Source organism: Myxococcus hansupus (assembly GCF_000280925.3).
GTDB classification, from domain to species: Bacteria; Myxococcota; Myxococcia; order Myxococcales; family Myxococcaceae; genus Myxococcus; species Myxococcus hansupus.
The window spans coordinates 8690191-8703253 of record NZ_CP012109.1; the positions used below are offsets into that span (position 1 = coordinate 8690191).

Genomic DNA, 13063 nt, shown 5'->3' on the forward strand with positions numbered 1-13063 from the left:
ATTCCTGTTCATCGCGCCGTGTGTACGGTTCCAGCGCGATTGACATGACACACACGCCATTCCCTGGATGCGGTGCTCGCGGTGAATCACTCGCAACCGGTGTGAGGCATTCCGCGGGTTAGCGTGAGGGCTCGGGCGCCGGGGGCGGTGTGCCGGGCTCCGGTGCGGGCGTGTCTGACGGAAGCTGGGGCAGGGGCCAGCCCTGGAACATGGGCCACGCGCGGTACGGGGCGCGGCGCTCCTCGGGCGTGAGGGGGCGCTCGGGCGGGGTGGCGGGCTCGGGGACGGGCGGGGGTGGGCGGTGGAGCAGGATGATGCTCAGCACCCCGCAGAGCAGGGACATCAGCACGATGCTCCATGCGCGCGCCGGTCCGTGCAGCATCCGTGTGTGTTCCACGTCGCGTCCCTCAGAAGGTCCCTTGCTTCAACACGTCCACCTTGGAGATTGTGCCAAGCAGGCGCCGCTGCCCATCCACCACGGGCAGTCGCTCCAGCGAGGTCTCCGTGAAACGCGCGGCGACCTCTCCCAGCGACAGCCCAGGCGTGATGGGGCTCACGCGCACGTCCATCAGGTCCGCGGCGATGGTGGCGTGGAGCTGCGAGTGGTCCGGCAGGTGTCCCTTCAACTGGTCGAGCACCAGCGCGCCCCGGTACCGCCCCTGCTCGTCGGTGACGTAGAGGTCCTGGCCCAGGGGCTGCTCGAGCAGGAAGGCCAGCACCTCCTGGAGCGGCGCTGACGGGGCCACGCGCTGGTGCACGGGCTTGAGCAGCGCGCGGGCGCCTTCCTGGCGGAGCCAGTGCGGCACGGTGGCGGGGATGCGCACGTTGCGGCGGTTGAGCACGGCGGTGTAGAGCGACTCGGGTTCCAGTCGCCGGCTCACGGCCGCGGACACCACGGCGCTCAACATCAGCGGCAGCACCAGGGGGTAGTCCCCGGTGAGCTCGAAGATGAGGAGCACCGCGGAGACGGAGGCGTGGGTGGTGCCCGCGAGCACCGCGCCCATGCCCAGCAGGGCGTAGGCCCCGCTGGGGGCGCCGCCGGGGAGCACCTGTTCGGCGAGCAGGCCGAACGCGCCGCCCAACAGCCCGCCGTAGAAGAGGGACGGGGTGAAGAGGCCTCCGGGCACGCCCGCGCCCGCGCACGTGGCGGTGAGGGCCAGCTTCGCCAGGGGGAGCAGCAGCAGCAGGGACAACGGCAGCTTGCCGAGCAGCGCCGCGTTCACCGCGTCATAGCCATTGCCCAGGAGCTGCGGCAGCCACACCGCCGTCACGCCCACCACCGTCATCGACAACAGGGGCAGGAAGGGCGCCAGCCACGCGGCGACCCGGTCCAGCAGGTCCGACACGGCGTTGATGCCGCGGACGTAGAAGGCGGACGCGACGCCCACGCCGATGCCCAGCAGCATGGCCAGCACCAGCTCGCGCGGGTGCAGCAGTGTGTAGTCGGGAATCACGAAGCTGGGGTGGTCCGCGATGAGGCCGCGCGAGACGAGCGTCGCCACCACGCACGAGACGACGATGGGGCCGAAGAGCTCCAGCGCGAAGCTGCCCAGCAGGACCTCCAGGCCGAAGAGGGCCGCGCCAATGGGCACGTTGTACGCGGAGGCCATGCCGGCGGAGGCGCCACAGGCCACCAGCAGGCGGGCCTGTCCGGGCCCCAGCCGCAGCCATTGGGCCAGGGCCGAGCCACTGGCCGCGCCGGTGGACAGCAGCGCGCCCTCGCGGCCCAGCGGCGCCCCCAGCGCCACGGCGAGGATGGAGACCAGACCGCGCAACAGGGCGCGGGGGAGGGACAGCCTGCCGGACTTCACCCAGATGGACTCGATGATGCCGGCGGTGCCGTGGCCGCGCATGGGGCGGCCGACGATGAGCGTCAGCAGCGTCACCAGGGCGCCGCCGAGTATCGGAATGAGCACGCGGCGCCACGTGGGGGCCGCCGCGACGCCCGCGAGGAAGTCCTCGCCGGTGCTCCGCCAGAAGAGCTGCTGGGTGAAGCGGAGCACCTTGAGCAGGGCCACCGCGCCCAGGCCCGCGATGAGCCCCACCAGGACGACGAGCACCCAGAAGCGTTGCTCCGGGCCGGTGAGGCTCCCCAGGAGTGTCCTGGTGGAGCCACGCCCTTCCTGGGAGGCAATGCCACCGGGAGGACCGTTGGCTGGGTGTTGGGCGCCCACGCGGCTCCAAGTTAGGGCGTGCTTCCGGGCGTGAGGGCGCGTGGCCTGGAGGCCGGCCGTCACCCGGCCGTGGGATGGAGCCCCGCGCCGCCTCGCGCCGCCTTGGGGGTGGGTTGCGCTCCGGGCTTCATGCCCTCTGGGGCGGGGCGTGCAGGCACTGGCTTCCGCCGCCGCGCCGTGCCGCCGTCCATGCCACCAAGGCCGCGCCGGGACTCCGGTGTCCCGTACCGCGAGGAGCCCACCCTGAACGACCGGATGGGCTCCCGCTCATCGCATCAGTTCCTGATGACGACGTTGAAGCTCTGCACGGCGAAGTTGCCCACGCCGTCGTTCATCCACAGGTCGAAGGTGTGCGGCCCGTTCACCATCTCGCGCGTGTCGAACTCCGCCGTCCACGTGCCGTCCGCCAACTGCGTGCCCGCGCGGATGCCGGACATGTCGCGGCTGAAGCCCACGTTCGTCACCGGACCGAAGTTGTCGGTGACGCGCGCGCGCACGTTGATGGTGCCCATCACCGTGCTGCCCACCGAGGGGGTGATGAGCGTGGCCGTGGGGGCCTGCGTGTCGTAGTTCACCCGCCGCACGATGTTCGACGTCATGCCCGTCTCGCTGACGACGGAGATGTTGAGCGTGTTCACGCCCGGCACCAGCGTGGCCGACGTCTGAATCTGGCCGCCGCCGCGCGGCAGCGTGAAGGCGGGCCCGCCGTTGACGCGCACGGTGGAGGCCGACACGGTCTGCACGTTGATGGCGTAGTGGAACGTGTGGTTCGGCATGGGGCCGTAGAGCTGGCTGTCCGCGAAGTTGGTGCTGAGCACGGGCGTGCCCGAGTCCACCCACAGGTAGAGCAGCTTCTCGGTGACGTTGCCCGCGCTGTCGGTGGCGCGCACCAGGATGACCTGGTTGCCGTAGCTGACGTTCACCGGGTGCTCCACGGTGCCGTTGCCGAACTCGAGCAGCGAGCTGTTCACCCACTGCGTCTCCACGCGCACGGGCGTCTGGTCCTGCACCGACGAGCGCACGGTGACGACGGGCGTGCCCACGGCGGCGTTCTCCGCGGGGGACTCGATGGTGAGGAGGGGGGGCACGCGGTCCACCGTGAGGTTGACCTGCTTGGTGGTGACGCCGCCGAAGCTGTCACGCGCGGTCATCTGGATGATGTTGGGGCCTTCCTCCAGCGTGATGGAGGTGTAGATGAGGCCGCCGTTGCCCGGCGTGAGGGCAATGGGCGCGCCGCCGTTGATGATGAACGCGGCGTAGGTGATGACGGCGCCCGGGGCGCGCGGCGTGGCGTAGCCCCAGATGTCCAGCGACGTCTCGCGGGTGAAGGCCGGCGGGTTGCCGATGGTGACCAGCGGCGTGTTGTGCGGGAACGGGTCGATGATGATGGTGCGCGAGGCCGTGCTGCCCAGCAGGTTGGCCAGCGGCGCCCGCAGCTCCACGCCGGAGTACACCGCGCGGTAGTCCTGCGCGCCCGTGGTGGTCCACGAGTCGACCGGCGGCACCCAGTTGAACGTGAAGAGTCCGTCTCCGTCCGCGTCCACGTCCGCGCCCACCGGCACGCCGGCGACGTAGAAGGTGACGACGCCGTAGCCGCCGCCCCGGACCACCGCGCCGCCGTCCGTCACGCGGGCGGACAGCGTGGTGCCGTTGCCCACGGTGACGCGCGCGTTGACCGCGGGCGACTGGATGGTGGTGACGGTGGGACGGCCCGTCACGGGAGGCAGGGGCGGGGTGTACGCATTCACGCGCGCCGAACCGGTGACGCCGGGCGCGCCGCCGGACGCGGCGATGAGCGTCACCTCGGAGGTGAGCGCGGGCAGGAGCTGGGGCGGCGCGGTGACGGTGACGGTGACGGTGCCCTCGCCGCCCGCGGGCAGGAAGAGGGTGACGGGGCTGACCGACGCGGACCAGCCGGGCAGGCCGCCCTGGGTGCTCAGCGTGTACGTGTCCGCCTGGTAGCCGTGGTTGCGCACGCTGAAGGTGAAGGTCGTCTGCTGCGGCGACGGGCTGTCCAGCTCCAGCTCCTGCCGGTCCGCGCCGACGACGGCGACGCGCACGCTGAAGTCACCGAAGCACGACAGGCCCAGGGCCGCGAAAGTGGTGGGGATGTCGAAGGTGGCCGAGCCCGTGCGCCAGCTCCCGTCCGCGGACTGGCGCGCCTTCATCCACTCAATGGCGTTGCGCAGGCGCGGGTTGGTGGCGGGCTCGCGGTCCGCGAGGCACAGCGCGTAGATGGCGCTGCCGGTGGCGAAGTCGTTGGCCGCCTCGTTGGGCAGGTTGCCCCAGCCGGCGTTGCCGGGCGAGGTGCGGGTGATGAGCCGCTCGGCCAGGGTGTTGATGGCGGTGGTGTTCGCGTTGCTCGGGCCCGGGCCCGCGGCCTTCAGGCCCAGCACCGTCCACGCCACCTGGAAGGTGTAGGGCATGCCGTTGCCGGCCGCCGTCGTGTCGTTGTTGTTCAGGTTGGTGCGCAGGTACGCGGCGGCGCGGTCCAGCGCGGCCTGGTACGCGGCGGCGCGCGCGGGGTCCACGCGCTGCTTCGCCTGGGCAATGCCCGTCATGATGCGCGCGGTGGTGGACACGCTGCCGTGGTCCACGGGGAAGTCCGCGTGGTCGGAGGGCCAACGGCCGCTGGACTCCTGGGTGGACAGCGCCCAGTTGGCGGCGTTCACCAGCGCGGCGCTGTACTGCGTGGAGACGTTCTGGTCGTAGCCCGCGAGGCCGAAGACGGAGAAGGACGTCTTCTCGTTGCGGAAGGCATTGCCCGTGTGAATCCACGAGCCGTTGGCCAACTGGTCACTGTTGATGCGCTGGGCGAGCAGCTCCAGGTTGGCCAGGTTGGTGCGCCCGTTGCCCACGACGGCGTTCATGTCGTAGCCGTTGGCGCGGGCGCTGGACAGGCCGTACACCACCGCGCCCTGCCGGTGGCACGCGACGCAGTTGTTCGCCTGCGTCCAGTGGACCACGTCCGAGCTCAGGAAGTTGAGGGCCCGTTGCGTGGACTGGGTGTTCGTCTGGGTCTGCGCCGAAGCGGGGACCGCGACGAGGAGGGACAGTACCGCCGCCAGCCGGAACAGCACTGACGGCAAGCGGCGCCACGCGGGCCGCTGGGTATCGAGGGGCTTCAAGTTCACTCCGAAAGACAGCGGGTGCCGGAATTGGCACCCAGCGCTGCTTCCGCGAGGAGCACCCAGGACGCACGACGGCCGTTGCCGGGCGAAGCGCGGGTGGCGTTTCGTCCGGGTGGGGAGGTCTGACGACTTGGAGAGCATCCCCCCGGACGGCGCGATTGGAGGAATACTCCAGTCTTGTTGGAACTGTCCAGCTCAGCAGGTCTCGATTGAGTGACAAGATGTCCGGGGTAGGATTGACCCTCCCGGACTTCAGCTCCCAACGATGTCGAAGGCCTGTCCCAGGCCGCGGGCGAGGGCGGCGTCGTAGAGGGCGCGGGCCAGGGCGACGTCCTGGAGCGCGAGCCCGGTGGAGTCGAAGACGGTGATGTCGGTGTCGCTGGCGCGGCCGGGCTTCTTGCCGGCGACGACCTCGCCCAGGGTGCCGGCGAGCTGCTCGGGGCGCAGGAGGCCGTCGTGCAGCGGGACGTTGACCTCGCCGGAGTGGAGGGCCTGCTCGGTGTCGTCGATGAAGACGCGGCCTTCGGTGAGCAGGCGTGGATCCAACTCCTGCTTGCCGGGGGCGTCCGCGCCCATGGCGTTGATGTGGGCGCCGGGCTGGAACCACTCGCGCTTCACCACGGGGGCGCGGGCGGGGGTGGCGGTGCTGACGATGTCGGCGCCGCAGGCCTCCTGGGCGCTGACGATGCGGCCGCCCTTCTCGGCCTGGAGCGCCTTGGCGGCGGCCTCGGAGGTGTCGGAGAGGAGCAGCTCCAGGGTGTCGCCGTAGATGGCGCGGTGCGAGTCGATGAGCACGCGGGCCTGCACGCCGCAGCCGATGAGGCCCAGGGTGCGGGGCTGCTTCTTCGCGAGGAACTTGGAGGCGACGCCGCCCGCGGCGCCGGTGCGCCAGGCGGTGAGCAGGGTGCCGTCGAGGATGGCGAGCGGGGACGCGGTGTCCGGGTCGCTGAGGATGTAGAGGGCGCGGACGGTGGGCAGCCCGTGCTTCTCCGGGTTGCGTGGATGGGCGTTGACCCACTTCACGCCCGCGGCGCCGTCGAGGAACGCCGGCATGGCGCGGAAGTCGCCGTCATACTTCGGCAGGGACAGGTACACCTTGGGCGGCATCAGCGACTCGCCGAGGCCGTGGGCACGGAAGGCCCGCTCGACGGCGGTGAGGCCGAGCTCGACGGTGTAGAGGCTGCGGAGGTCCTTCGCGCTGAGGATGAGGGTGGGCATGGCGGCGCTATATAGCGCTGGAGGCGCCGTGGTTGGCATTGGAAGGAGTTTGGGAATGGACCTGTCCACTTCACCGCTGTTCCACCGGCTCGCGGATGCGCGGCACGTGCTCATCGCGGGGGCGGGGGGCGGTTTCGACGTGTTCAGCGGGTTGCCGCTGTTCTTCCGCCTGCGCGAGCTGGGCAAGCAGGTGTCCCTCGCGAACCTCAGCTTCACCCGGCTGGAGGCCGTCGAGGGCACGGTGCTGGCGCCGGGCTTGATGCGGGTGGATGCGCACACGAACGGACCTGAGCACTACTTCCCCGAGGGGCTGCTGGCGCGGTGGTTCCTGAGCCGGGGGGAGCAGGTCCCGGTGTACTGCTTCGAGCGGACGGGCGTCGTGCCCCTGCGCGAGGCCTACGAGGTCCTGCGCGAACGGCTCGGCTTCGACACGGTGGTCCTGGTGGATGGTGGGACGGACATCCTGATGCGGGGCGACGAGGTGGGGCTCGGCACGCCCGAGGAGGACCTCAGCAGCCTGGCCGCGGTGGACGCGCTCCCGCTTCGCGACAAGCTGGTGGTGTGTCTGGGGTTTGGCGTCGACTTCCACCACGGCGTCTGTCACGCGCACTTCCTGGAGTCCGTGTCCGCGCTCAGCCAGCAGGGGGCCTACCTGGGGGTCACCGCGTTGTTGGAGGGCATGCCGGAGGTCGCGCTGTACCGCGACGCGGTGAAGGACGTCTGCGAACGGATGCCGCGAGCGCCCAGCATCGTGTCCCTGTCCGTGGTGAGCGCGCTGGAAGGCGAGTACGGGGATGTCCACCGCACGGTCCGCACGAAGGGCAGCACGCTGTGGATCAACCCGCTGATGAGCATGTACTGGGCGTTCGATTTGACGGCGGTGGCCCGGCGCTGCCTCTACCTGGACTCACTGCGTGACACGCAAACGGCGTGGGAGGTCGCGGACCGCATCCTGTCCTTCCGCAACCAGTGTCAGCGCATCCGGCCGTGGAAGGACATCCCTGTGTGACGACGGGCGTCTGAGCGTCCGAAGCTACGCCGGTTGCGCGTCCACCCACTCCGCCAGGATGTCCGCGTGGCACGGGCCGGGCTTGCACCAGCAGCCCAGGCGTTTGCCACGCAACGTCAGGGCCGCGGCGCGGAAGTCCGCGTCATGCCGGACGCGCAGCGCCAGGTACCAGCGATACGCGTCGAAGGCATCCGCCTCCGGGCCCATGCGGCCCCGGGCTTCCTCGCGGATGTGTGCTTGCTCCGCTTCCGGCAGCGCGCCCAGCCAGGGCTCGAAGTAGGCGCGCAGCATGGCGCCCGGCGTGCGCACGCCTCCGGGCTTGAACGGGTTGCCGAAGCGGCCGGGCACCGGGTTGCGGGGGCTCGGCTTCGCGTAGGCGCGGAACGCCCGGCCCACGTACACGTCGCAGGCGTCGTGGACATGGACCGCCGTGGTGCGCGTCACGGTCATCGGCGTGGTTTCCCTCGTCCTACTTCTTCCCCGGGCGCTTCTTGCCCGCGGCGGGCGCGACGACGGGCTCGGGCGGCTTCTCCGCCTCGGCCTTCAACGTGTCGCGCTCCTCCAGCACCTTCGCGAGCTGCGTCTCCAGCTCCCCCACGCGCTCCTTCAACGTCGCGTTCTCCTCGCGCAGCGTGTCCGCGTCCTTCTTCGCCGAGCTCGCCTCCACGCGCGCCCGCGTCAGCTCGCGCGACGACGTGCAACCCACGGCGAGGGGAACCACCGCCAGCGACACCACCGTCATCCATGCCTTCATGTGATTCAGCTCCTGGACGCCTGGGCCCATGGCCCTGAGTCCGGGAGGACCGGCGTCACGGCGCGAAGCGTAGACATGGAGCGAGCGCCACCGGAAGCCGCGTCAATTGGTTGTATCTCCAACGACACGATCGCTGACTTCGTGAATCCAGACGTGCTCCAGGCCCCACGTGAAGAGGAGCCGGTGCTTCGACACCACCGCGATGCCCGGCGCCTCCACCGGCCGCGTCACCGTGAGGATGCGGGTGCCCGGGCGGCAGGTGCGGAAGCGCTCCACGAGCCGGGCGCGCGTCTGCGGCGTCAGCGCCGTCCAGTTGGTGAAGACGTGCGTGGCGTCCTGGAGGTCCGCCTGCATCGCGTCGCCCAGTACGAGCCGGGCGCCGGCCGCCTCCACCGGCTTTCGCGCCAGGGCGACGTGGTGCTGCATCAGCTCGATGCCCACGGCCTCCGCGCCCAGCCAGCGCGCGGCCAGCAGCGTGCGCCCGCGCCCCGCGCCCAGGTCCACCAGCCGCGAGCCGGGGCCCAGGCCCGCCTTCCAGAAGAGCCACACGCCCGTGTGCACGGGCATCTCACCGTACATCAGCTCCTTGAGAATCTGCCCGCTGGCCTGGAGCACCCGCCGCACCTCGAACGACTGCTTCAGGCGGTAGGGCGAGACGAAGACTTCGCGCAGCCAGATGCCCAGGTAGGACGGGAGCAGCCGGGGCCGGCGCAGCAGGAGCAACACGTCCGCGAGCCGGGTGAAGAGCTCGATGAACATGACGCTGACGCGCAGGACGACGAGCGCCGGCAGGGACATGCCGTAGTCATCATCGTCCGGCGCGTCTTGCTGGGACTTCACCGGCGGGCTGGAGGAGGGCTCCGTCATGTCCGTGGAGCCCGCGAGGATAACACCCGGGGGTCAGCGCACGCGCAGCAGGGTGGAGCCAGCGCGGGAGGGCGGGGTGAGGACGCCTCCGGGGCCGGTGAGCACTTCGGGGACGCCATCGTGGTCGATGTCCACCAGGGTGATGTCATTCGGGGTGTTCTGTGTCCCGAAGCAGCTTCCGGGACCGAAGTCGATGTGCCCCCATGACGGCAGGACGCAGACCGTCTGGCGCTCTGGCCAGGTGACGAGCAGCTCGGGCCGCCCGTCTCCATCCAGGTCGCGGGCGATGATGGAGCCTCCGTACCCACCACCCACGGGCCACCGCCCCGAGTTCGGCACATAGAAATCGAAGTTGCCCCGTCCCAGGATGGGCAGGAGGGTGTCCACGTTGCCGCAGGTCACCACGATGTCCAGGTGTCCAGGGGCGTCGAGGTCCGCGATGGCCATGCTTTCGCCAGTGCACGGCGTACTCCCAGCGGGCGCGAACTCTCGCCGCTTGATCAGGGCGCCATGGGCCATGCCTTCGAAGATGATCAGCTCGAAGGTCGAGGCGACGCTGCGCCGCACGAGCAGGTCCGCCCGCCCGTCCCCGTTGAGGTCCTCCAGGACATGCTGTGGCCTTTCGGAGTAGGTGGCGACCACGCCTCCATCCGAGAAGGTGCCAAGGCCGTCGTTCCGGTACAGGCGCAGGTCGACGTGCGACAACCCGTTCTCCGTTCGCGACAGGTCGACGACCAGATCGAGGTCGCCGTCACCGTCCACGTCACCCACGGAGATTCCACGCGTGCTCGAAGACGTGAAGACGCTCCCCAGGGGCAGCACTTCCGAGGGGCGGAAGGTGCCGTCTCCGTTGCCTCGCAGCAGCAAGAGCGAATGTCCGTAGGGCTCCTCCTGCTGGAGCAAGAGCACGAGCAGGTCCACCGTGGCGTCCGCGTCGAAGCGTCCCGTCACCAGCTTCGAGGGCAGCCAGGCGCCCGTTGGCAGCGGCGAGGGTTCGCGCACCACCAGTCCTCCCTCCGCGCGGGTGAGGTGCACCTGGATGCCGTCGCCGAGCCATGAGGCGACGTCGTCGTGTCCGTCCCCATCGAAGTCAGCGGTCACGAAGAGCGCGCCAAAGGGCGAGGCCGAAGGGGCCTCCAGGTCTCTGAGGACGCGCACGGTCTGATGGATGCCCGAGAGGACGGCCAGGTCTGGCTTGCCGCTGCCATCGAAGTCCGCCGCCACCAGCCGCGTGGGATGGCGTCCCGCGGGCAGCGTCCGGATGATGAACGTGCCGTCTCCCCGCCCATGAAAGAGCGTGACGGTGTCTGCGTCCGCATGGACATACGCCAGGTCCTGCGTACCGTTGCCATCGAGGTCACCGGAGATGAGGTGGCTCGTCTCTCCGAAGCCGTACCACGTGTGGTGGTGCAGGCGCAGGGGCGCGGCGAACCGGCCGCGGCCATCCCCTTGCAACAGATAGATGGAAGATTCACCCGCCCCCACGACGAGCGCGGCGATGTCCAGATGCCCATCGCCGTTGAAGTCCTCGGCGGTGGCGAAGCGGACGTTGTCTGCCAGTTCGCCGATGTGTTCGGACACGAAGGTGAGCGGGCCTCGACCGTAGAAGGCCTGGAGCGCGTGGCCGACGACCATCAAGTCCCGTTGGCCGTCGTTGTCGAAATCACCGGCGACCACGGTGCTCCCCGGAGTGTGGGAGAGCTTCTCTCCCTCGAAGGCCAGCGTCAGCCGCCCCCCTTCGGTGTGGCGCATGACGACAATCCGGTGGGTCAAGGCGACGACGAGCTCGGGTGTCCCGTCACCATCCAGGTCCGTTGCGACCGGAGGGGTGAGTGCATGATTGGAGTTGTCGTTGAACCGGTACGGAATGGAGCTCTGGACCGCATCATGGAAGTGACCGTCGCCCTGGCCGCGCAGGACCTGGAGGCTGGAGGTACCGCTGGAGCGGGCGTCGACGGCAATCAGGTCGAGGTTGCCGTCCTGGTCCAGGTCCGCGGTGACCATGTGCTGTCCGGGCAGCCGGTTTCCGACCTGAGCGTTCGGGACGGTGAAGCCGCCATGGCCCTGGCCTCGCAGCACCCACGCCTGCTCGTCGGAGGCCGAGCTGTTGTGCAGCACGGCGATGTCGGGCTTGCCGTCCCGATTGAAGTCACCCAGCGCGGTTCCATAGGTCCGCGCCGGATAGGGCTGGCGCAGGCGCCGCGTCGGGTTGGCATCCAGGTTCACCTCGCAGCGCTGCGCCGGAGCGGCGAGCGCCACGGTGAAGGTGCGCGTCGCGGGTGAGGTGCCAGGGACGACGGCGGTGATGCGGAGCCGCGCGGAGGGTGCGACGCCGGGCACGTCCCTGGGGCGGTTCCAGCGAAAGGTGTGCGCCGCTCCACTGGGTGAAGTGTCGAGGGCGGTCAGTCCGGACGAGAAGTCGAAGAGGGTATCTCCCGCGAGGGTCGCGCGGGTGAAGTCGCCGCTGCCGGTCGCATCGAACTCCACGAGGACGTCCGCGCGCTCCTTGTCCACCTGCCGCAGGGTGTAGGTCACGGGCCGGCAGCCACGGTCCTCCGAGGGGGCGTCGACCTGTGTGAGCTCCACGGGGGCGGGGAGCGACTTCACGGGGGCCGGCGCCGCGCCGGCGGGGCCTTCCCCCGCGGCATTTCGAGCGATGACGGTGACTGTCTGGGCCTTCGTGCTGGGGACGCCCTCCAGGACACTGCTTCGCAGGTCCGCGCCCACGTCCATCCGCACGCCGGAGGGCCGCGCTTCCACGGTGTAGCCGATGAGCGATGAACGGCCATCGGATTCCGGAGGCTGCCACGTGACGGTGAGCGTGCGCACGCCAGGCTCGGCCGCGACAGAGATGGGCGCACCCGGCCGCGCGTGTGTGCGCGCGGTGACCCCGCGGCTCTGGAGCCCCTGGCCCACCTCGTTTGTGGCGGACAGGGTGAAGGTGTACTCGGTGTCGTCCAGGAGGCTGGTGAAGGAGGCCACCGTGGCGGTGCCCTCGAGCTGCTGCGTGGCGCCCCCCGGCGAGGCCGTCACGAGGTAGCCGGACACGGGCAGTCCGCCCGTGTCCTCGGGCGACTGCCAGGAGACGGAGACCGCTCGCACCCCCGGCGAGGCGGACACGGACGTGGGCGCGCCCGGTGGTGCCGCGGGAATCACGACGGAGGACGCTTCGGACACAGGGCCCGTGCCCACGGCGTTTACCGCGCGCACGGTGAACGTGGAGGCCACGCCGTTGGGCAACCCACTCACGGTGGCGGACAACGACGTGCCTTCTGAATCGACGCTCGCGCCGCTGGGCTGGGCCGTCACCACGTAACGCAGCACGGGGCTCCCACCATCGGACGCAGGTGCTCGCCAGGAGATGTGGGCCTGCCGGTCGCCGCGCGCCACGGTGAGGGACTCGGGCGCGGTCGGAACATCCGGCAGTCTCACCGCCTCCACGCTCATGACAGGGCTGGCGCCCACGGCGTTCCGCGCGGCGACGGTGAAGCGGTAGGTGCCTCCCGCGCGCAGTCCGGTGACGCGCGCGGAGGTTCCGTCCACCCGCACCTCCATGCCGCCTTCGAGCGGCTCGACGCCGACGTCGTAGCCCGTAATCGCGCTGCCGCCATCCCGCGCGGGCGCGAACCAGGTGAGCGTCACCAGGCCCGGGGCCGGTAGCGCGGTCACCAGGAGCGGCGCGGAGGGGGCCGTGGGTTCAGGCGGCTTGGGTGGCCGGAGCTGTTCGCACCGGGAGGCATCCGCCACGCACAGGTTGGCGTCCACGCAGCACGTCCATCCACCGGCGCAGGGGCAGGGCCGCTCTCCCTCGTCCACGGGATTGATGCAGCCGGAGAACAGCAGGACGCCCAGCAGCAAGCTCAGGACGTGGGAGGAATGTTTCGTGAAGGTCTTCATCTCAAACGTCACA

Annotated in this window: 9 protein-coding genes; 1 reads left to right on the top strand and 8 read right to left on the bottom strand. The window is 70.4% G+C overall.

Annotation, left to right across the window (positions count from 1 at the left end; translation table 11 throughout):
- Positions 1-118: 118 nt before the first annotated feature.
- The 4 genes from A176_RS34250 to A176_RS34265 all read right to left on the bottom strand — a co-directional run bounded on the left by A176_RS34250 (position 119) and on the right by A176_RS34265 (position 6523).
- Positions 119-382 carry a hypothetical protein gene (locus A176_RS34250; RefSeq protein WP_049872426.1) on the bottom strand — a complete coding sequence of 88 codons (264 nt, stop codon included), beginning with the start codon at positions 380-382 and terminating at the stop codon, positions 119-121.
- Positions 383-407: 25 nt separating this feature from the next.
- Positions 408-2174, bottom strand: coding sequence for a chloride channel protein (locus tag A176_RS34255; RefSeq protein WP_021781324.1), 1767 nt, complete (start codon positions 2172-2174; stop codon positions 408-410).
- 275 nt (positions 2175-2449) lie between these two features.
- Entirely contained in the window at positions 2450-5302 is a 2853-nt protein-coding gene (locus tag A176_RS34260; RefSeq protein WP_226994073.1) for an Ig-like domain-containing protein, read from the bottom strand.
- Positions 5303-5557: 255 nt separating this feature from the next.
- Positions 5558-6523 carry an ornithine cyclodeaminase family protein gene (locus tag A176_RS34265; RefSeq protein ID WP_002638224.1) on the bottom strand — a complete coding sequence of 322 codons (966 nt, stop codon included), beginning with the start codon at positions 6521-6523 and terminating at the stop codon, positions 5558-5560.
- A gap of 55 nt (positions 6524-6578) precedes the next feature.
- On the opposite strand from A176_RS34265, the gene A176_RS34270 reads away from it, so the two are divergent.
- Positions 6579-7532, top strand: coding sequence for a DUF1152 domain-containing protein (locus tag A176_RS34270; protein WP_002638223.1), 954 nt, complete (start codon positions 6579-6581; stop codon positions 7530-7532).
- A 24-nt stretch (positions 7533-7556) separates the two neighbouring features.
- Here the strand turns inward: A176_RS34270 and A176_RS34275 are convergent, their stop codons facing one another.
- The 4 genes from A176_RS34275 to A176_RS34290 all read right to left on the bottom strand — a co-directional run bounded on the left by A176_RS34275 (position 7557) and on the right by A176_RS34290 (position 13050).
- Positions 7557-7982, bottom strand: coding sequence for a DUF4326 domain-containing protein (locus tag A176_RS34275; RefSeq protein ID WP_002638222.1), 426 nt, complete (start codon positions 7980-7982; stop codon positions 7557-7559).
- Positions 7983-8001: 19 nt separating this feature from the next.
- Positions 8002-8286 carry a hypothetical protein gene (locus A176_RS34280; RefSeq protein ID WP_021781325.1) on the bottom strand — a complete coding sequence of 95 codons (285 nt, stop codon included), beginning with the start codon at positions 8284-8286 and terminating at the stop codon, positions 8002-8004.
- A gap of 102 nt (positions 8287-8388) precedes the next feature.
- Positions 8389-9153, bottom strand: a complete 765-nt coding sequence (locus tag A176_RS34285; RefSeq protein ID WP_002638220.1) for a class I SAM-dependent methyltransferase — start codon at positions 9151-9153, stop codon at positions 8389-8391.
- Between the two features lie 33 nt (positions 9154-9186).
- Entirely contained in the window at positions 9187-13050 is a 3864-nt protein-coding gene (locus A176_RS34290) for an FG-GAP-like repeat-containing protein (RefSeq protein WP_002638219.1), read from the bottom strand.
- Positions 13051-13063: the final 13 nt, after the last annotated feature.